Source organism: Janibacter sp. Y6 (assembly GCF_040900765.1).
Lineage (GTDB): Bacteria > Actinomycetota > Actinomycetes > Actinomycetales > Dermatophilaceae > Marihabitans > Marihabitans melonis.
This window is the reverse complement of record NZ_JAKLYZ010000001.1, coordinates 52709-71994: the sequence shown is the minus strand read 5'-3', so window position 1 is coordinate 71994 and position 19286 is coordinate 52709. Positions and strand designations below refer to the sequence as shown.

Sequence of the window (19286 nt, the reverse complement as noted above, 5' to 3'; positions counted from 1 at the left end):
CTCAGGCTTCGTGGATGGACAGGACGTTGCCGACGGTGTCCTCGATCTGGAAGTGCAGACCGATGGCGTCGCGGGTGAGCTCGAGGCGGAAGACGAGGTCTGCGCGCTCCTTGAGCCGGCGGTACTCGAGCTCGGCGTCGGGGACCCCGAGCATGAGCACCGGGCGAGCCTCGCGCAGGCAGTGCTGCTGGTAGGCGCGGGTCAGCGGGTCGGTGATCGGCTCGAGGTTGATCTGCGCGCCGAGCTCCCACCCGGTGCTCGGCCCGAGGATGTAGAGGTCGCTGCCGGGCACGACGAGCACGTCGCGGAAGCCGAGGACCTCGGTGTAGAAGGCGTACGCCCGGGCGGGGTCGTCGACGTGCACGCCGGTGACGAGGACGTGCATCAGGCCCGCTTGCGCAGCAGGTGCAGGTACATGCCGTCCGTGCCGTGCAGGTGCGGCCACATCTGCGCCGCCGGCCCGTCGCCGAGACCGGCGAGCTCGCTGCTCGCGACCTCGCGCAGGACGGCCGGGGCGTCGAGCGCCTCGACGTCGTCACGCCGGCGGGTCACGTCCCGCACGACGAAGGAGGTCTCGGACAGGTGCGGGCTGCACGTCGCGTAGGCGAGCACGCCCCCGGGCGCCAGGGCGTCGAGCCCGCTCGCGAGCAGGTCGCGCTGGAGCGGGCCGAGACCGGCGAGATCGGCCGGGGTGCGGCGCCAGCGGGCCTCGGGCCGGCGTCGCAGGGCCCCCAGACCCGTGCACGGCGCGTCGACGAGCACCCGGTCGTACCGACCGGGCTCGTCGGCCCCTGCCTCACGCCCGTCGGCGGTGCGCACGGTCAGCTCGAGCCCGGCCTCGCGCGCGGCCTCGAGCGAGGGGCGCAGGGTGGCGCGCACGAGGTCGCTGCGGTGCTCGGAGATCTCGTTGGCCACGAGGTCGGCGCCGTGCTCGCGGGCGAGGGCGGCGAGCAGGCCCGCCTTGCCGCCGGGTCCGGCGCACAGGTCGAGCCAGCGCTCACGGCGCCCGGCCGGGGTGGTGACCGGCGCCCCCGCGAGAGCGAGGGCGAGCAGCTGGCTGCCCTCGTCCTGCACGGCCGCCCGGCCGTCGCGGACGGCGGGGATGCCCGCCGGGTCGCCCCCGAGGAGGAGGACGGCGAAGGGAGAGTGGTCGCCCGGGGCGGTCTCGAGGTGCTCGGCGGTGAGCAGCTCCTCGACGTCGGACAGACCCGGCCGCGCGACGAGGGCGACAGGGGCGGCGGCGTTGTGCGCCTCGAGCAGGCGCTCGAGATCGGCGTCGACGTGGGCGGCGTCGCTCGCCCCGTGACCGACGAGGGCCTGGCGCAGCGCCTTGACGACCCACTCGGGGTGAGACGTCGACACGGCCAGACGGGTGCTCGTCGGCTCGGCGGGCACGACCGCCTCGCGCCACTCCTGCACGGTGCGCTCGCTCACGCGACGCATGACGGCGTTGACGAGCCCCGCGGCGCCGGCGCCGTTGACCTGACGGGCCAGGGCGACGCTCTGGTCGGCGGCGGCGTGCTGGGGCACGCGCATGCTCAGCAGCTGGTGGGTGCCCAGGCGCAGGACGTCGAGCACTCCCCCGTCGAGCCGGCTCACCGGTCGGTCGGCGGCGACGGCGATGATCGGGTCGTAGAGCCCCTGCATCCGCAGGGTGCCGTAGGTCAGCTCGGTCGCGAAGCCCGCGTCGCGGCCCGACAGCCGGCGGCGGCGCAGCTCGTGCGGCAGCTCGAGGTTGGCGTAGGCGCCCTCGGCGACCGCGCGCAGGACCGTGTAGGCGGCCAGCCGGGCCGGGTCGCCCTGGCGGGCTCGCTGCGCGGGGGCGTTGCGGGAGCGCTGCCGGGGGCCGCGCCGTCGCTCGTGCTGGTCAGCCATCTGCGAGCCTCTCTCCTGCCTGGACCCGGGCGCCGCGCGCCCAGTCCGCCGCCGCCATCGGCCGCTTGCCGACGGGGGTCACCTCGCCGAGCCGGACCGCCCCGTCGGCCGTGCCGACGAGCACCCAGGACTTGCCGACGGCGAGCTCGCCGGGGGCGAGCTCGGGTCGGGGGTCGGGCAGCCGCTGGGTCGAGCGGTCCAGGGGGCCGACCCGCAGCCGGTCACCTCGGAAGGTCGTCCACGCGCCCGGGTCCGGGGTGCACCCGCGCACGTGCCGGTCGACGGCGAAGCCGGGGTCGGTCCATCGCACCTCGGCCTCCTCGACGGTGAGCTTCGGCGCGTGGCTCACGCCGTCGGCCCCCTGCGGCTGCGGGGTGATCTCGCCGCTGACGAGACCCTCGAGGCTGGCGAGCAGGAGCGGTGCCCCCGCGCCGCCGAGACGCGCGAGCAGGCTGCCGGAGGTGTCGTCGGGGCGAACCTGCTCGGTCATCGTGCCGAGCACCGGCCCCGTGTCGAGGCCCTCCTCGATGACGAAGGTCGTCGCCCCGCTCACCTCGTCGCCGGCCATGATCGCCCGCTGCACCGGGGCGGCACCGCGCCAGGCGGGCAGGAGGGAGAGGTGGAGGTTGACCCAGCCGTGGGTCGGCACGGCGAGGAGCGCGGCAGGGACGAGCGCGCCGTAGGCGACGACGGCCACGACATCGGCCTCCAGCGCCGCCAGCTGCTCGGCGACCCCCTCGTCGCGCAGGCTGCGCGGGGCGAGCACGGGCACGCCCGCCTCGTGCGCCACGACGCTCACGGGCGAGGGAGTGAGGGTGCGGCCCCGACCGGAGCGGGCGTCGGGCCGGGTGAGGACCGCGACGACCTCGTGCGGGCTGTCGAGGAGCAGACGCAGGGAGGGCACGGCCACGTCAGGGGTCCCGGCAAAGATCACGCGCACCCGCGGCAGTCTAGGTGCCCTCGTCAGTCGAGCACGTGCGGCCCGACCCGGACGCGGACCGGGTCGGCGACCTTGCGCCCCGACTCGGTGGCCCGCAGCCCGGCGAGATGGGCACGGACCTGCTCGACGAGCCCCGGGTCGGCCGAGCGCGGCACCCGGACGACGAGGTGCTCCTCGCGGGCGGGGGCCGTCGACGCGGCGCCGTGCGGCCCGGCAGCATGCGCTGCCCCCGCTCCTGCTCCGGCGCCGGTCGTCGGCGCCGGCCCGCTCACCTCGGCCCCGAGGGCGAGCAGCCCGTCGCGCACCTCGCGCAGGTGGTCGCGGCTGCCGAGCACCTGCGCCGCCCACGCGGCCGGGGGCAGGTCGAGCTCGGCCCGCTCGGCGAGCTCGCGGGCGGCGAACCACGCCGGGTCCCACCGCACGAGGGCCTCGACCGCCGGGATGACGGCGTGCTCCGGGGCGCCGGCCAGGACGACCTCTCCCCCGTCGGCCCACGACCGCACGAGAGCCGCGGCGCCGAGCCAGCGCCGCACGCTCTCCTCGGAGGCGCGCAACGAGGGGCGGTCGAGCAGGGCCCAGGCGTCGAGCAGCAGGGCCGCGGCGTAGCCCCCCTCGGCGACCGGCTCCGCACCCGGGGTCGCCACGACGATCGCGGGCCGGGCGGGCACCGAGGCGACGACGTCCGGGGCGCCCGACCGCACGACCGGCACCCCGGGGAAGGCGCGGCCGATCTCCTCGGACGTGCGCCGCGCGCCGACGACGCTCGCCCGCAGGGTGCGCCCGTCGCACTCGGGGCAGCTCCAGGACTCGTCTCGACGGTGGCACCAGCCGCACACGGGCTGACCGCCGGACCCGGGCAGGGACAGCGGGCCGTGGCAGGTCGCGCAGCGCGCCGGGGCCCGGCAGGTCGCGCACCGGGTGGCGGGCACGTAGCCGCGCCGGGGCACCTGGACGAGGACGGGGCCGTGGTCGAGCGCGGCCCGGGCCGCACGCCACGCGGCGGAGGGGATGTGCGCCCGGGCGGCGGGCCCGTCGCGCTCGGCGTCGTGTCCCTCGCCCGCGACCCGCACGCGAGCGGCCGACGTGCGCTCGCCGAGACCGCCGACGGCCACGAGCTCGCCGCGCTCGACGAGCTCGACGACGTCGGTGCTCACGCTCGGGCCCGCGACGAGCGCCGCGGCCCCGGCGAGCTCGGCCCGCGCGAGCAGGACCTGCCGCACGTGGTGGTAGGGAGCCCGCGGCTCGACGTGCAGGTCGTCGCCGTCGTCCCACCACGCGACGAGACCGAGGTCGTGCACGGGGGCGAAGGCGGCAGCGCGGGTCCCCACGACGACCCGCACGTGACCGCGCAGCACCTTCAGCCATGCGGTGTAGCGGGCCTGAGGCCCCTGGTCGGCGTGGAGCACGACGTGGCGGTCGGGACCCAGGGCAGCCAGGAGCGCGGCATCGACCCGGTCGAGGTCACGGCGGTCGGGGACGACGAGGACGCTCCCCCGCCCCGATGCGGCGGTGGCCAGGGCGGCGTCGGCCAGGGTGCGGGGCCAGTCGGTGAGCGGGTCGTGCGAGGGGGTCGTGAGGAGCGCGGCCCGCGGCGACTGCCCGGTGCTCAGGCGGCTCCACAGCGCCGCCCCGGCCCGGTAGCGGGTCCACGACACGGGTGGCGCGTCCGGGGCGTCGGGCGGGTCCACGGCCTCGGGGGCGCGCTCGGCGAGGGAGCGCTCGGCTCGGGCGTGCCGCGGTGGCACGGCGAGGCGGAGCACGTCCATCACCGTGCCGGCCTGCTCGCGGGCGAGCCGCTGCGCGGTCTGCAGCACGTGCGGGACGAGGACGGCCTCGTCGCTGACGACGGTGCGAAGGGGGGCGAGCCGGCCCTCGTGCTCGGCCGCCGGCACACGCTCGAGGAGGTAGCCGCCGAGGTCCTGCCCGGCGAAGCGGACCTTGACCCGGGCACCGGGCACGGCGCGCTCGTCGAGCTCGACGGGCACCGTGTACTCGAAGGGGCGGTCGAGGTGCGCCAGCCCGGTGTCGACGAGCACACGGGCCACCGGCAGCGCGGGGCGCGCTCCTGGGTCCTGCTCCACCGGCCCGGCCGGCATCTCGATCTCCAGCACGTGCGTCAACCTAGCGGCCGGCCCCGACAGCCGGCCGCCCGGCGAGGTCAGCCCCGGACGGCTGCCTGGAGGGCCTCGACCTTCGTCGTGCGCTCCCAGGTGAAGGCGTCCTCGTAGCCGTCGGCCTGCGTGCGGCCGAAGTGGCCGTAGGCGGCCGTCGGGCGGTAGATCGGGCGGAGCAGGTCGAGCTCCTCGACGATGGCGAGCGGGCGCAGGTCGAAGACCGCGGTCACGGCCGCCTGGATCTTCTCCACCGGCACGGTCTCGGTGCCGAAGGTCTCGACGTAGAGGCCGACGGGCTGCGCGGCGCCGATCGCGTAGGCGACCTGGACCTCGCAGCGGGTCGCCAGACCGGCGGCGACGACGTTCTTGGCCACCCAGCGCATCGCGTACGCGGCGGAGCGGTCGACCTTGCTCGGGTCCTTGCCGGAGAAGGCGCCGCCGCCGTGACGGGCCATGCCGCCGTAGGTGTCGACGATGATCTTGCGGCCGGTGAGGCCCGCGTCGCCCATCGGACCGCCGATGACGAACTTGCCGGTGGGGTTGATGAGGGTGCGGTAGGCCGAGACGTCGAGGTCGACACCGGAGTCGAGCAGGGCGTCCATCACCGGGCCGATGACGTGCTCCTGGATGTCGGCCGGCAGCTGGCGCTCGTGGTCGACCTCGGCGCTGTGCTGGGTCGACAGCACGACGGTGTCCAGCCGTACGGCACGGTCGCCGTCGTAGTCGATCGTCACCTGGGTCTTGCCGTCGGGGCGCAGGTAGTCCAGGACACCGGTCTTGCGCACCTCGGTGAGGCGCTGGCTGAGGCGGTGGGCCAGGAAGATCGGCAGCGGCATGAGCTCGGGGGTGTCGTCGCACGCGTAGCCGAACATCAGCCCCTGGTCGCCGGCGCCCTGCTTGTCCTTGGGGTCGATCCCGCCGGTGCGGTTCTCGAAGGCGGTGTCGACGCCCTGCGCGATGTCGGGGCTCTGCTGCCCGATGGAGACCGAGACCCCGCACGAGCGGCCGTCGAAGCCCTTCTCGGAGGAGTCGTAGCCGACGCCCTCGGCGACGAGCGAGCGCACGAGCTTGGGGATCTCGACGTAGCCCTCGGTCGTCACCTCGCCGGAGATGTGCACGAGACCGGTCGTCACCATCGTCTCGACGGCGACCCGGCTGTGCGGGTCCTGCTCGAGCATCGCGTCGAGGATCGTGTCCGAGATCTGGTCGCAGATCTTGTCGGGGTGACCCTCGGTGACGGACTCGGAGGTGAAGAGGCGACCAGCCACGCGGTGCTCCTGGTGTGTGTTGGGCGTGTGTGTCGGGCAGGGTGTCGAGGTACGGGGGTGAGACGCACTGCGGGCAGTGCAGGCCCCGACGACGCGCGGCGTCGTGCGGGGCGCGGTCAGTCTAGGTGGCCGGCAGCAGCTCGAGCAGGAGGTCCAGCACGGCGTGGGCGAGGACGCCCTTGTCCGCGGGTCCGACCGTGCGCTCGGGATGACCGGGCCGCAGCAGGTGGACGGTGCTCGTGTCCTGGCCGAAGGCCACGCCGACCCCGACCTCGTTGACGACGAGCGCGTCGCACCCCTTGCGGGCGAGCTTGGCCCGGCCGTGCTCGAGGACCGAGCCCTCGTCGTCCCCGGTCTCCGCGGCGAAGCCGACGACGACCGGCGACGTGGGGTCGGCAGAGGCCGCCCGCGACGCGACGAGACCGGCGAGGACGTCGGGGTTGCGCACGAGCGTGATGCTCGGCGCCGAGTCGTCCTGCGGCCCGTCGTGCGTCTTCTTGATCTTGCTGCCGGCATAGCTCGCAGGGCGGAAGTCGGCGACGGCTGCGGCCATGACGACGGCGTCGTGCTCGGGCGCGCGCTCGTGCACGGCGGCCTCGAGCTCGAGGGCGCTCTCGACGCGCACGACGTCGACGCCCTCGGCGGCCGTGGGCAGGGGCACCTCGACCGAGGCGGCGACGAGGGTGACGTGCGCCCCACGCTGCGCGGCGGCGCGGGCGAGCGCCACACCCTGCTTGCCCGAGGAGCGGTTGCCGAGGTAGCGCACCGGGTCGAGCGCCTCGCGGGTGCCACCGGCGCTCACGAGCACTCGGCGGCCGCGCAGGTCCTGGGCGGGCCCGTCGACACGTCGCGCCTCGACCGCGGCCATCGCCGCGGCGTGGATCGCCTCCGGCTCGGGCAGCCGCCCGGGTCCGGTGTCGGCGCCGGTGAGACGTCCCGAGTCGGGCTCGACGACGACGACCCCGCGCTCGCGCAGGGTCGCGACGTTGGCCTGGGTCGCGGCGTGCTGCCACATCTCCGTGTGCATGGCCGGGGCCATGACGACGGGGCAGCGCGCCGTGAGCAGGACGTTCGTCAGCAGGTCGCCCGCGAGGCCGTGCGCGGCCCGCGCCAGCAGGTCGGCCGTCGCCGGGGCGACGACGACGAGATCGGCCTCCTGGCCGATCCGCACGTGCGGGACGTCGGTGATGCCCGTCCAGACGTCGGTCTGGACCGCGCGTCCCGAGAGGGCCTCCCACGTCGGGGCGCCGACGAAGCGCAGCGCCGCCTCGGTGGGCACGACGGTGACCTCGTGGCCGGACTCGGTGAGCAGACGCAGGAGCAGCGCCGCCTTGTAGGCGGCGATGCCCCCGGTCACGCCGAGGACGACGCGCACGTCAGCCCGCTCAGGCCTGGTCGGCGGGAGCGCTGCTGGTAGGAGCGCTGTCGGCGGGCGTCTCGAGCGCCGGCGCGTCCGCCACGGCGGCGCCGGACTCGTCCTGCTCGGGGGTCGGCTCGTTGGTGAGCAGCCCCTCGTTGATCTCCCGAAGGGCGATCGACAGCGGCTTCTCGTGCACCTGGGCGTCGACGAGCGGGCCGATGTACTCGAGCAGCCCCTCCTGGAGCTGGCTGTAGTAGGCGTTGATCTGACGCGCGCGCTTCGCGCCGTAGAGGACGAGGGCGTACTTGCTGTCAGCCTTCGTCAGGAGGTCGTCGATCGGCGGGTTGGTGATGCCGATGGGGTTGGCCTGGGTGCCAGACACGGGTGTCCTCACTGCTCGGGGTGGTGGTCCTTCGGTCCTACGCGCAGGCCGGCAGAGGCCTCACGCGACGGGGATCTCATCAATGATACGAGTTCCTCGGCCGCACGCCGAACGTCGTCGTTGACGATGACCGCGTCGAACTCGCTCTGGGCGGCCAGCTCGACCTTCGCGGTCTCGAGACGCACGGCCCGCTCCTCCTCCGTCTCGGTGCCCCGGCCGACGAGCCGGGAGACGAGGTCGTCCCACGACGGGGGCGCGAGGAAGACGAACTGGGCCTCGGGCATCGACGCGCGCACCTGGCGGGCGCCCTGGAGGTCGATCTCGAGCAGCGGGAGCAGGCCGTCGGCCAGCGCCTGCTCGACCGGGCCGCGCGGCGTGCCGTACGAGGCGCGGCCGTGGACGACGGCCCACTCGAGCATCTCGCCGGTCGCGACCATGTGGGCGAAGGTCTCGCCGGGCACGAAGTGGTAGTGGACGCCGTCGACCTCACCGGGTCGCGCCGGGCGCGTCGTCGCCGAGACGGAGAGCCAGACCTCGGGGTGGTGCTCGCGGATGTAGGCGGCGACGGTCCCCTTGCCGACGGCCGTCGGACCGGCCAGGACGGTCAGGCGGGCGGTCACGAGCCTTCGAACCGGGCGACGAGGGCGGCGACCTGGTGCTGGCCGAGGCCGCGCACGCGACGCGAGCGGGCGATGCCGAGCTCGTCCATGATCCGCTCGGCCTTGACCCGGCCGATGCCGGGCATCGACTCGACGAGCGCGAGCACGCGCATCTTCGCCACGGCCTCGTTGCCCCGCCGGTCCTCGATGACCTCGCGGATCGACCCGCCGGAGGTCTTGAGCCGCAGACGGATCGCGGCGCGCTCGCGACGGGCCGCGGCCGCCTTCGCGAGGGCCTCGGCACGCTGCTCCGGGGTGAGGGGTGGGACGGCCACGGCGAGACTCCGATTCACGGCTGACGGACGAGGGATGGGTCGGATGCTACTCGCCGCCCGTGTCCAGGACGCCCTCGGCCACCTCGTCATCGGCGAGGTCCTCGCCGACGACCTCGGCGACCGAGGCGGCCACCGAGCGAGCGCGGGCACGAAGGGAGGCGACGTCCGGGCCGGCCGAGAGCACGTCGCGGCTGCTCGACGCGAGCACCTGCCCGAGGGCGCCGGCGAAGACCCGCCGCACGTCCGCGGCGGTCGCGCCCTGGGCCCCGAGACCGGGGGCCAGCAACGGCGCGCCGGACCCGGGCAGGTCGACCCCCAGCTCGCGCACGGCGTCGCCGACGGTGGCGCCGACGACGAGGCCGACGCTGCCCAGCTCACCCCGTGAGCGCGCGGCGGCGTTGTCCCCGGCCGCGCCCTGCGCGACACCGGCCGCGACGGAGCGACCGGCCGCGTCGCGGGCGTGCTGCACGCTGGCGCCCTCGGGGTTGGAGGTGAGCGCGAGGACGAAGACCCCGCGGTCGGTCTGCACGGCGAGGTCGATCGCGGGGCGCAGCGACTCGTAGCCGAGGTAGGGGCTGAGGGTGATCGCGTCGGCCGGCGAGGGGGCGTGCGTGCCGAGGAAGGCCTCGCCGTAGGCGTCGACCGTCGTGCCGATGTCGCCGCGCTTGACGTCGAGGACGCTCAGCGTGCCCGCGGCGCGCAGCTCGTCGAGCACGCGCTCGAGCAGGGCGACGCCCCGGCTGCCGAAGACCTCGAAGAAGGCCGACTGCGGCTTGACCGCCGCGACCGCTCCCCCGAAGGCCTCGACGCAGGTGAGGGCGAAGCGCTCGACGCCCGCGTAGTCGTAGGTGAGCCCCCACGACTCGACGAGCGAGCGGTGCGGGTCGATCCCCGCGCAGAGCGGTCCGTGCTGCGCCATCGCGGCCTGCAGCCGCGCCCCGAAGGCCGTGGTCGCCGTCTCGCTCATCCCAGTCCTCCGTCGTGGGCGATGCCGACGACGTCGGCGAGCCGGGTGATCCCACGACGCTCGAGGTCGGCGGCGAGCTCGTGCCCGACGCGCACCGGGGCGGTCGGGTCGTTGAAGGCGGCGGTGCCGACCTGGATCGCGCTCGCGCCGGCGGCGACGAGCTCGAGGGCGTCCGCCCCGGTGCGCACGCCACCGGCACCGACGACCGGCACCGTGGGGATGCGCCCGTCGCGCATCGCCGCGGTGACCTGCCAGATCGCGCGGACCGCCACGGGACGGATCGCCGGCCCGGACAGGCCGCCGGTCGTGCCCGCGAGGTGGGGGCGCAGCCGGACCGGGTCGATGACGACGCCGAGCAAGGTGTTGATCATCGTCAGCCCGTGGGCACCGGCCCGCAGCACGGCCGCCGCGATCTCGGTGATGTCGGTGACGTCGGGGCTGAGCTTGGCGAGCATGGGGATGCCGCGCGGCACCTCCTCGCGCACGAGGGTGAGCACCTTGTGCGAGCTCGCCGGGTCGCACGCGAAGACGAGCCCGCGGTTGGCGACGTTCGGGCAGGAGATGTTGACCTCGATCGCCGCGACCGCCGAGGCGTAGGGCGAGCGGCACACCGTGCGCGCGACGGCGGCGAACTCGCTCGCCGTCGACCCGGCGACCGAGACGACGACCCGCGCCCCGACCGAGTGCAGCCAGGCGAGGTCGCGCTCGACGAAGGCCTGCACCCCCGGGCCCTGGAGCCCGATGCTGTTGAGCATGCCCGAGTCGGTCTCGGCCATGCGGGGCGTCCCGCGCCCGCTGACGGCACCGAGCTTGACCGACTTCGTCACGAAGGCGCCGAGCTCGGCGATGTCGACGAAGCGGTGCATCTCCCGGCCGTTGGCCGCGCAGCCGGAGGCCGTCATCATCGGGCTCGGCAGCCGCACCCCCGCGAGGTCGACGGACATGTCGACGGAGGCACCGGGGCGCGCCGTCGCGACCGGCGCGAGCTCCGGCTCGGCGTCCTCGTGGATGTCGTGACCCATCAGCGCACCACCTCCTGCGGGGCGCCGACGGCGTCGGACGGCACGAGGCAGCGCCCGTCGACGAAGGCGTCCCACCGCACCCGGTCGCCGCGGAAGACCGGGCCCTCGACGCACGAGCGGACCATCGAGGTGACCCCGTCGTCGTCGCGCACCGGCATGACGCACGTCATGCAGATGCCGATGCCGCAGGCCATGGCCTCCTCGACCGCCACCTGGGCGACGGCGCCGTGCTCCTGCGCGATCTCGTGCAGCGAGCGCAGCATCCCCATGGGGCCGCAGCCGTAGACGACCGAGGCGCCCGTGCGCGTGATGATCTCGGGCAGGACGTCGCTCACCCACCCCTTCGTCCCGGCGGAGCCGTCGTCGGTCGTGACGCTCACGCCGTCGGCGACCCGGCGGGCCTGGACGACCCCGAAGAGCCGGTCCGCGCTCGCTGCACCGAGGACCACCTCGACGTGGCAGCCGCGCTCGCGGAGCACCTCGGCGAGCCAGAAGAGCGGGGCCGAGCCGTACCCGCCGCCGACGAGCACGCAGGCGACCGGGGTGCTGGGCACGGGGAAGGGCCGGCCGAGCGGGCCCACGACGTTGACGTGCGCCCCGACCGGCAGCCCGACGAGCTCCTCGGTGCCGGGCCCGTGCGCGGCGACGACGACCTCGACGGTCGGGCCGTACGTGCCGCGCGGGCTCACCCGGTGGATGGAGAAGCTGCGACGCAGCAGCATCGACGAGTGCGTGCCCCCGACCGCGAGCGCGACGAAGTGCCCCGGCCGGGCGAGCTCGGGCAGCCCGGGCGCCACCACCGTCAGGTGGTGGTACGCCCCGACCCGATGGTTGGCGATGACCTCGGCCTCGACCTGCACCACCCCGGCGCCCGGACGGGCCGCCTCGGCGCCGATCGAGCCGGTGCTCATCCCTTCGCCCCGTAGAGGTCGAGGTCGGCCGCGTGCTCCTGCAGCGGCTTGACCCGCAGCTCGCCGTGGATGCGCGCCTCGATGGCCTGGACCGCGGCGCCGAGCTGCTGCACGGTCGTGACGATCGGCTTGTCCATCGCGGTGGTCGCCGCACGGATCGCGTAGCCGTCGGCCCGCGCGTCCTGGCCCGAAGGGGTGTTGAAGACCATCTCGATCTCGCCGGCGAGGATCTGCTCGACGATGCCGGGCTCGCCCTCGCTGCGCTCGCTGTGCTTGCGGGCCACCTCGGCCTCGAGGCCGTTGCGGCGCAGCACCTCGGCGGTGCCCGCCGTCGCGACGATGGTGAAGCCGAGGTCGCGCAGACGCTTGACGGGGAAGATCATCGCCCGCTTGTCGCGGTTGGCGACGGAGACGAAGACCCGGCCCGAGGTGGGCAGCCCGGTGCTCAGCGAGCCGAGCTGGCTCTTCATGAAGGCGGCGCCGAAGTCGGTGTCGATGCCCATGACCTCGCCGGTCGAGCGCATCTCCGGGCCGAGCAGGCTGTCGACGACGTCGCCCTCGCGGGTGCGGAAGCGCTTGAAGGGCAGGACCGCCTCCTTGACCGACATCGGCGCGTGGGCCGGCATCGAGCCGCCGTCGGTGTGCCGCGGCAGCATGCCCTCGTCGCGCAGCTGCGCGATGCTCGCGCCGAGCATGACCCGGGCGGCGGCCTTGGCGACCGGGACACCGGTGGCCTTGGCGACGAAGGGGACGGTGCGGCTGGCCCGCGGGTTGGCCTCGAGGACGTAGAGGACGTCCTGGGCGAGCGCGAACTGGACGTTCATCAGGCCGCGCACCCCGATCCCCTTCGCCAGGGCGAGGGTCGCCTCGCGCACTCGGCGCAGCTCGCTCTCGCCGAGGGTCGCCGGCGGCAGCGTGCAGCTGGAGTCGCCGGAGTGGATCCCGGCCTCCTCGATGTGCTCCATGATCCCGCCGAGATACATCTCCTCGCCGTCGTAGAGCGCGTCGACGTCGATCTCGATGGCGTCGTCGAGGAAGCGGTCGACGAGGATCGGGTGCTCCGGGCTGGCGATCGCCGCGCGGGTGACGTACTCCGAGAGGGTCTCGTCGTCGTAGACGATCTCCATGCCGCGCCCGCCGAGGACGTAACTCGGGCGCACGAGGACCGGGTAGCCGATCTCGTCGGCGATCGTCACGGCCTCGTCGGCGCTGAAGGCGGTGCCGTGCTTGGGGGCGTTGAGCCCGGCCTCGGCGAGCACGCGGCCGAAGTGGCCCCGGTCCTCGGCGAGGTCGATGGCCTCCGGCGAGGTGCCGACGACCGGCACGCCCTCGTCCTTGAGCGCCTGCGCCAGGCCGAGCGGGGTCTGCCCGCCGAGCTGGACGATGACGCCGGCGACGGGCCCGGCCTGGGTCTCCGCGTGGATGACCTCGAGGACGTCCTCGAGGGTCAGCGGCTCGAAGTACAGCCGGCTGCTCGTGTCGTAGTCGGTCGAGACCGTCTCGGGGTTGCAGTTGACCATCACCGTGTCGTAGCCGGCCTCGCGCAGGGCGAAGCTCGCGTGGACGCAGGAGTAGTCGAACTCGACGCCCTGGCCGATCCGGTTCGGCCCCGAGCCGAGGATGATGACGGCCTCGCGCTCGCGGGGCTCGACCTCGTCCTCCTCGTCGTAGGCGGAGTAGTAGTACGGCGTGCGGGCGGCGAACTCCGCCGCGCACGTGTCGACCGTCTTGTACACCGGGCGCACGCCGAGGGCGTGGCGCACGCCGCGCACGACCTGCTCGGGCATCCTGCGCAGGCGGGCGACCTGGCCGTCGGAGAAGCCGTGGCGCTTGGCCTCGGCGAGCACCTCGGCAGTCAGCTGGTCGGCGTCGTGGACCTCCTGCGCGACCTCGTTGATGAGGGCGATCTGGTCGAGGAACCACGGGTCGATCTTCGTCGCGTCGTGGACCTCCTCGACGCCGCAGCCGGCGCGCATCGCCTGCTGGACGAGGACGAGACGGCCGTCGGTGGGCGTGCGCGCCTCGTCGAGCATCTCGCGCCCGCGCTCGAGGCTGGGCTGGTCGCCGTCCCAGTGGAAGGCGGCGCCCGAGCGCTCCATCGAGCGCAGCGCCTTCTGCAGCGCCTCGGTGAAGCAGCGCCCGATCGACATCGCCTCGCCGACGGACTTCATCGTCGTCGTCAGCGTGGGGTCGGCGGCCGGGAACTTCTCGAAGGCGAAGCGCGGCACCTTGACGACGACGTAGTCGAGCGAGGGCTCGAAGGAGGCCGGCGTCTCGGCGGTGATGTCGTTGGGGACCTCGTCGAGGGTGTAGCCGATGGCCATCTTCGCCGCGATCTTGGCGATCGGGAAGCCGGTCGCCTTGCTCGCCAGCGCCGACGAGCGCGAGACGCGGGGGTTCATCTCGATGACGATGATCCGGCCGTCGGCGGGGTTGACCGCGAACTGGATGTTGCAGCCACCGGTCTCGACGCCGACCTCGCGGATGACGGCGATGCCGATGTCGCGCAGGCGCTGGTACTCGCGGTCGGTGAGGGTGAGCGCGGGCGCGACGGTGATGGAGTCGCCGGTGTGCACGCCCATGGGGTCGAGGTTCTCGATCGAGCACACGACGACGACGTTGTCGGCGTGGTCGCGCATGACCTCGAGCTCGTACTCCTTCCACCCGAGGATCGACTCCTCGAGGAGGACCTCGGTGACCGGGCTGTACTGCAGACCGGCACCGGCGATGCGGCGCAGGTCGGTCTCGTCGTAGGCGAAGCCGGAGCCGAGGCCGCCCATGGTGAAGGACGGGCGCACGACGACGGGGTAGCCGCCGAGGCCGTCGACGGCCGCGAGGCACTCGTCCATCGTGTGGCAGATCTGCGAGCGGGCGGACTCGCCGCCGACGCGCTCGACGACGCCCTTGAAGCGCTCGCGGTCCTCGCCGAGCTCGATGGCCTCGACGTTGGCGCCGATGAGCGGGCAGCCGTAGCGCTCGAGGACGCCCGCGTCGTGCAGGGCGATCGCGGTGTTGAGGGCGGTCTGGCCGCCGAGGGTGGCCAGGACCGCGTCGGGGCGCTCGCGCTCGATGATCGCCTCGACGACCTCGGGCGTGATCGGCTCGACGTAGGTCGCGTCGGCGAACTCCGGGTCGGTCATGATCGTCGCCGGGTTGGAGTTGACGAGGATGACGCGGATGCCCTCCTCGCGCAGGACGCGGCAGGCCTGGGTGCCGGAGTAGTCGAACTCGCAGGCCTGACCGATGACGATCGGGCCGGAGCCGATGACGAGGACGCTGCGGATGTCGTCGCGCTTGGGCATCAGGCGTGGGTCTCCTGGTCGGTGGTGGGGGTGGCGTCGCCGCTCGAGCTCAGCAGGTCGACGAAGCGGTCGAAGAGGTAGGCCGCGTCGTGCGGGCCGGCGGCCGCCTCGGGGTGGTACTGGACGGAGAAGGCGCGCAGGTCGCCCTCCGGGGAGCGCAGCTCCAGGCCCTCGACGACGTCGTCGTTGAGGCAGACGTGGCTCACGGTGGCCGAGCCGAAGGGGGTGTCCGTCGCCCCGTCGAGGGGGGCGTCGACGGCGAAGCCGTGGTTGTGCGCCGTCACCTCGACCTTGCCGGTCGAGCGGTCCATGACCGGCTGGTTGATGCCGCGGTGGCCGTACTTGAGCTTGTAGGTCCCGAAGCCCAGCGCCCGGCCGAAGAGCTGGTTGCCGAAGCAGATCCCGAAGTACGGGATCCCCGCGTCGAGCACCTCGCGGAGCAGCTCGATCTCATGGGTGGCCGCGGCGGGGTCGCCGGGTCCGTTGGAGAAGAAGACCCCGTCGGGCGCGATCTCACGGACCCGCTCGAAGGGGGTCGTCGCGGGCAGGACGTGGACCTCCATGCCGCGCTGCGCCATGAGCTCGGGGGTCATCGACTTGATGCCGAGGTCGATGGCAGCGACGGTGAAGCGCTTCTCCCCCTTCGCCTCGACGACGTAGGGCTCGGCGGTCGCGACCTCGGCGGCCAGGGCCGCGCCGGTCATCTGCGGCGCGTCCTGGACGCGCTGCAGCAGCTCCTCGGTGCCGGCGAGGGAGTCGCCGGAGAAGATGCCGACGCGCATCGCGCCGCGCTCGCGCAGGTGCCGGGTCAGGGCGCGGGTGTCGATGCCGCTGATGCCGACGACGCCCTGCGTCGCGAGCTCGTCGCCGAGGCTGCGGCGGCTGCGCCAGCTGCTCGGGCGGATCGCGGGGTCGCGCACGACGTAGCCGCTCACCCAGATCCGGGTCGACTCGTCGTCCTCGTCGTTCCAGCCGGTGTTGCCGACGTGCGGGGCCGTCATGACGACGACCTGGCGGTGGTAGCTCGGGTCGGTGAGGGTCTCCTGGTAGCCGGTCATGCCGGTGGAGAAGACGGCCTCGCCGACGGTCTCGCCCACCGCGCCGTAGGCGTCGCCGGCGAAGGTGCGGCCGTCCTCGAGGACGAGGAGGGCGGGCTGCCGGTCGGTACGGGTCGTCATGCGGTCACCTTCGTGGTCGTGCGGTCGGGACTGGTGCGGGTGAGCGCACCGCGCAGCACCGTCGCGACGACGGAGCCGGTGAGGGTGCGCCCGTGGAAGGGCGTGTTGCGCGAGAGCGAGGCCGTCGCGGCACGGTCGACGGTGACCGTGGCGCCCGGGTCGACGAGCGCGAGGTGCGCCGGCGCCCCGACGACGAGCTCGCCGCCGTGCTCGGCGAGACCGGCGATGCGGGCCGGTGCGCTCGACATGACGCGGGCCAGGCCCGCGAGGTCCATGCTCCCCTGGCGCACCATGACGTCGTGGACGACCGCGAAGGCGGTCTCCAGCCCGGTCATCCCGAAGGCGGCGTCGACGAAGGCGTGCTCCTTGTCGTGCCGGGCGTGCGGGGCGTGGTCGGTGGCCACGGCGTCGATCGTGCCGTCGGCCAGGCCCTCGCGCAGCGCCGCGACGTCCTCGTCGGGGCGCAGCGGCGGGTTGACCTTGTACACGGGGTCGTAGCCGCTCAGCAGGTCGGTCGTCAGCAGCAGGTGGTGCGGCGTGACCTCGGCGGTCATCCGGGCGCCGCGGGCCTTGGCCCAGCGCACGACCTCGAGGCCCTCGGCGGTCGACACGTGGGCGACGTGCACCCGGCTGCCGGTGAGGAGCGCGAGCTGGGCGTCGCGGGCGATGATGCTCGCCTCGGCCGCCGCCGGCCAGCCGGGCAGCCCGAGCCGTCCGGACAGCTCGCCCTCGTGGCAGCACGCCGACGCCCCGGCGAGCTCCGGGTCCTGGCTGTGCTGCGAGACGACGCCGTCGAAGGCGCGGACGTACTCGAGCGCGCGGCGCATGACGCGGGCGTCGGCGACGCACCGCCCGTCGTCGGAGAAGACGGTGACACCGGCCCGGGAGCGGTGCATCAGGCCGAGCTCGGCGAGCTCGTGGCCGTCGAGCCCCTTCGTCACCGCGCCGATCGGCTGGACGTCGACGAGCCCGGCGGTGCGGCCGAGGTCGAGGACGCGCTCGGCGGCCTCGGCGGTGTCGGTGACCGGCGAGGTGTTGGCCATGGCGAGGATCGCCGTGAAGCCGCCCGCGGCGGCGGCGGCGGACCCGGTCGCGATCGTCTCGGCGTCCTCGCGTCCCGGCTCGCGCAGGTGGGTGTGCAGGTCGACCAGGCCCGGCAGGACGTGCAGGCCGTCGGCGTCGAGCACCTCGACGTCCTCCGCGGCCCGCGCGGCCTCGCCGGCCCGGGCTCCGAGGGCGGCGATGCGGCCGTCCTCGACGAAGAGGTCCTGGGCGGGGCCGTCGAGCAGACGGGCCCCCGTGACGAGCAGGCTCATGCGGCAGCACCCTTCGAGGCTCGTCCCTCGCGCCTCAGGACATCGCCCTCTCCCGAGGCCAGCAGGTGGTACAGGACGCTCATCCGCACCGCGACACCGGCGCTCACCTGGTCGAGGACGAGCGAGCTCGCCGCGTCGGCGGCGTCGGCCGCGATCTCCAGACCGCGGTTCATCGGGCCCGGGTGGCAGATGACACCCTCCGGGCTGGCCGCGGTGAAGGTGGCGAGGCGGTCTCGGGTCAGGCCGTAGCCGACGGTGTACTCGCGCGGTGTCGGGAAGTACCCGCCGCTCATCCGCTCGTGCTGCACGCGCAGCATCATGAGCACGTCGGGCACGGGGGCGTGCGTCCCGGCGAGCACCGCGTCGAGGTCATGGCTCAGCGCGAAGCCGTCGCGCTCGGCCCACGCCCGGGCCCCGCTCGGCATGAGCGTCGGCGGGGCGACGACGGTGACGCGGGCGCCGAGCAGGCGCAGGCTCACGAGGTTGGAGCGGAAGACCCGGCTGTGGGTGACGTCGCCGACGATCGCGACGTGGCGCCCCTCGAGCGAGCCGAGCCGCTGCTCGACCGTGTACGCGTCGAGCAGCGCCTGGGTCGGGTGCTCGTGCGTGCCGTCGCCGGCGTTGATGACGCTCGTCCCGGTGCCGAGCTCGTCGAGCCAGCGGGCGACCTGGTGGGCCGCCCCGGAGGCGTGGTGGCGCATGACGATGGCGTCGACGCCCATCGAGGCGATGGTCATCGTCGTGTCGCGCAGCGACTCGCCCTTGCTCGTCGAGGAGCCCTTGCCGGTGATGTTGATCGTGTCGGCCGACATCCACTTGCCCGCGATCTCGAAGGAGGAGCGGGTCCGGGTGCTGTCCTCGAAGAAGAGGTTGATGACGGTCCGGCCGCGCAGGGTCGGGATCTTCTTGACCTCGCGGCGCTGCACCTGGTGCATCTCGGCGGCCGTGTCGAGCAGCTCTCGCACGCCCGCGGCGTCGAGGTCGGCGACGGACAGCAGGTGACGGGTCATCGGGCTCCTCCTCGGATCGTCACGGAGTCGGCGACGCCGTCGTACCCGCGCAGCCGGACGGCGATGCGCTCGGTGTGCGAGGTCGGCAGGTTCTTGCCGACGTGGTCGGCCCGGATCGGCAGCTCGCGGTGGCCGCGGTCGACGAGCGCGGCGAGACGCACGGTGCGCGGCCGGCCGTAGTCGGCGAGCGCGTCGAGGGCCGCACGCACGGTGCGCCCCGAGTACAGGACGTCGTCGACGAGGACGACGGTGCGCCCGTCGATGCCGCCGGCGGGGATCTGGGTCTGGGCCGGGGCGCGGGTCGGCTGGGCGCGCAGGTCGTCGCGGTACATCGTCACGTCCAGCGAGCCGCAGGCCACGGGGCTGCCCTCGACCTCGGTGACGAGCGCGGCGAGCCGGCGGGCCAGCTCGACGCCGCGGCTGGGGATGCCGAGCAGGACGAGACCCTCGGCCCCGCGGTTGTGCTCGATGATCTCGTGCGCGATGCGCTTGAGGGCCCGGGCGACGTCGTCCTCGGAGAGGACCTCGCGGCCGTCGGGGGGTCCGGGGTCGCTCGCCGGACCGGGTCGTGCGGTGTCAGGACACATCAGTGCCTCAGACCTCCTTGCCTGCCTCACAGGACAGCGGTTAAAGGATGTCGGTCGCGAGCCACTCTAGGACGTCCGGGGCCCTGCCCACGACGTGGTCCGGATCGAGGGACGCCCGGG

General features: G+C 74.3%; 17 protein-coding genes. All 17 read right to left on the bottom strand.

What is annotated here, in order from left to right; genetic code table 11:
• Nucleotide 1 precedes the first annotated feature (1 nt).
• Nucleotides 2-385 carry a VOC family protein gene (locus L6241_RS00335; RefSeq protein WP_068276167.1) on the bottom strand — a complete coding sequence of 128 codons (384 nt, stop codon included), beginning with the start codon at nucleotides 383-385 and terminating at the stop codon, nucleotides 2-4.
• Complete coding sequence (locus L6241_RS00330; protein WP_354588154.1) at nucleotides 385-1875, bottom strand: transcription antitermination factor NusB; 1491 nt, start codon at nucleotides 1873-1875, stop codon at nucleotides 385-387. The genes L6241_RS00335 and L6241_RS00330 overlap by 1 nt, the downstream gene beginning before the upstream one ends.
• Nucleotides 1868-2815 carry a methionyl-tRNA formyltransferase gene (fmt, locus tag L6241_RS00325; RefSeq protein ID WP_368244323.1) on the bottom strand — a complete coding sequence of 316 codons (948 nt, stop codon included), beginning with the start codon at nucleotides 2813-2815 and terminating at the stop codon, nucleotides 1868-1870. The genes L6241_RS00330 and fmt overlap by 8 nt, the downstream gene beginning before the upstream one ends.
• A 23-nt stretch (nucleotides 2816-2838) precedes the next feature.
• Nucleotides 2839-4926: a primosome assembly protein PriA gene (locus L6241_RS00320; protein ID WP_368244322.1), complete on the bottom strand. Its 2088-nt coding sequence runs from the start codon at nucleotides 4924-4926 to the stop codon at nucleotides 2839-2841.
• Between the two features lie 47 nt (nucleotides 4927-4973).
• The gene (gene metK, locus L6241_RS00315; protein WP_123091638.1) at nucleotides 4974-6197 is read right to left on the bottom strand and encodes a methionine adenosyltransferase; all 1224 of its coding nucleotides are present in this window, start codon (nucleotides 6195-6197) and stop codon (nucleotides 4974-4976) included.
• Between the two features lie 121 nt (nucleotides 6198-6318).
• Complete coding sequence (gene coaBC / locus L6241_RS00310) at nucleotides 6319-7572, bottom strand: bifunctional phosphopantothenoylcysteine decarboxylase/phosphopantothenate--cysteine ligase CoaBC (protein WP_368244321.1); 1254 nt, start codon at nucleotides 7570-7572, stop codon at nucleotides 6319-6321.
• A gap of 10 nt (nucleotides 7573-7582) precedes the next feature.
• Nucleotides 7583-7939: a DNA-directed RNA polymerase subunit omega gene (gene rpoZ / locus L6241_RS00305; protein WP_068276183.1), complete on the bottom strand. Its 357-nt coding sequence runs from the start codon at nucleotides 7937-7939 to the stop codon at nucleotides 7583-7585.
• A gap of 8 nt (nucleotides 7940-7947) precedes the next feature.
• Complete coding sequence (gmk, locus tag L6241_RS00300) at nucleotides 7948-8559, bottom strand: guanylate kinase (protein ID WP_251720253.1); 612 nt, start codon at nucleotides 8557-8559, stop codon at nucleotides 7948-7950.
• Complete coding sequence (gene mihF / locus L6241_RS00295; RefSeq protein ID WP_123091635.1) at nucleotides 8556-8873, bottom strand: integration host factor, actinobacterial type; 318 nt, start codon at nucleotides 8871-8873, stop codon at nucleotides 8556-8558. Before mihF ends, gmk begins: the two co-directional genes overlap by 4 nt.
• Nucleotides 8874-8919: 46 nt before the next feature.
• Nucleotides 8920-9840, bottom strand: coding sequence for an orotidine-5'-phosphate decarboxylase (gene pyrF / locus L6241_RS00290; RefSeq protein ID WP_368244320.1), 921 nt, complete (start codon nucleotides 9838-9840; stop codon nucleotides 8920-8922).
• Nucleotides 9837-10862 carry a dihydroorotate dehydrogenase gene (locus L6241_RS00285; protein ID WP_308222085.1) on the bottom strand — a complete coding sequence of 342 codons (1026 nt, stop codon included), beginning with the start codon at nucleotides 10860-10862 and terminating at the stop codon, nucleotides 9837-9839. Before L6241_RS00285 ends, pyrF begins: the two co-directional genes overlap by 4 nt.
• Nucleotides 10862-11773 (bottom strand): dihydroorotate dehydrogenase electron transfer subunit, encoded by a 912-nt coding sequence (locus L6241_RS00280; RefSeq protein WP_368244319.1) that lies wholly within the window; start codon nucleotides 11771-11773, stop codon nucleotides 10862-10864. Before L6241_RS00280 ends, L6241_RS00285 begins: the two co-directional genes overlap by 1 nt.
• Nucleotides 11770-15075 carry a carbamoyl-phosphate synthase large subunit gene (gene carB / locus L6241_RS00275; RefSeq protein WP_368244318.1) on the bottom strand — a complete coding sequence of 1102 codons (3306 nt, stop codon included), beginning with the start codon at nucleotides 15073-15075 and terminating at the stop codon, nucleotides 11770-11772. The genes L6241_RS00280 and carB overlap by 4 nt, the downstream gene beginning before the upstream one ends.
• Complete coding sequence (gene carA, locus L6241_RS00270) at nucleotides 15075-16253, bottom strand: glutamine-hydrolyzing carbamoyl-phosphate synthase small subunit (RefSeq protein ID WP_251720248.1); 1179 nt, start codon at nucleotides 16251-16253, stop codon at nucleotides 15075-15077. Before carA ends, carB begins: the two co-directional genes overlap by 1 nt.
• Nucleotides 16250-17569, bottom strand: a complete 1320-nt coding sequence (locus L6241_RS00265; RefSeq protein ID WP_123091629.1) for a dihydroorotase — start codon at nucleotides 17567-17569, stop codon at nucleotides 16250-16252. The genes carA and L6241_RS00265 overlap by 4 nt, the downstream gene beginning before the upstream one ends.
• Nucleotides 17566-18579, bottom strand: a complete 1014-nt coding sequence (locus tag L6241_RS00260; protein ID WP_251720246.1) for an aspartate carbamoyltransferase catalytic subunit — start codon at nucleotides 18577-18579, stop codon at nucleotides 17566-17568. The genes L6241_RS00265 and L6241_RS00260 overlap by 4 nt, the downstream gene beginning before the upstream one ends.
• Complete coding sequence (gene pyrR / locus L6241_RS00255; RefSeq protein ID WP_368244316.1) at nucleotides 18576-19166, bottom strand: bifunctional pyr operon transcriptional regulator/uracil phosphoribosyltransferase PyrR; 591 nt, start codon at nucleotides 19164-19166, stop codon at nucleotides 18576-18578. Before pyrR ends, L6241_RS00260 begins: the two co-directional genes overlap by 4 nt.
• Between the last annotated feature and the right edge of the window lie 120 nt (nucleotides 19167-19286).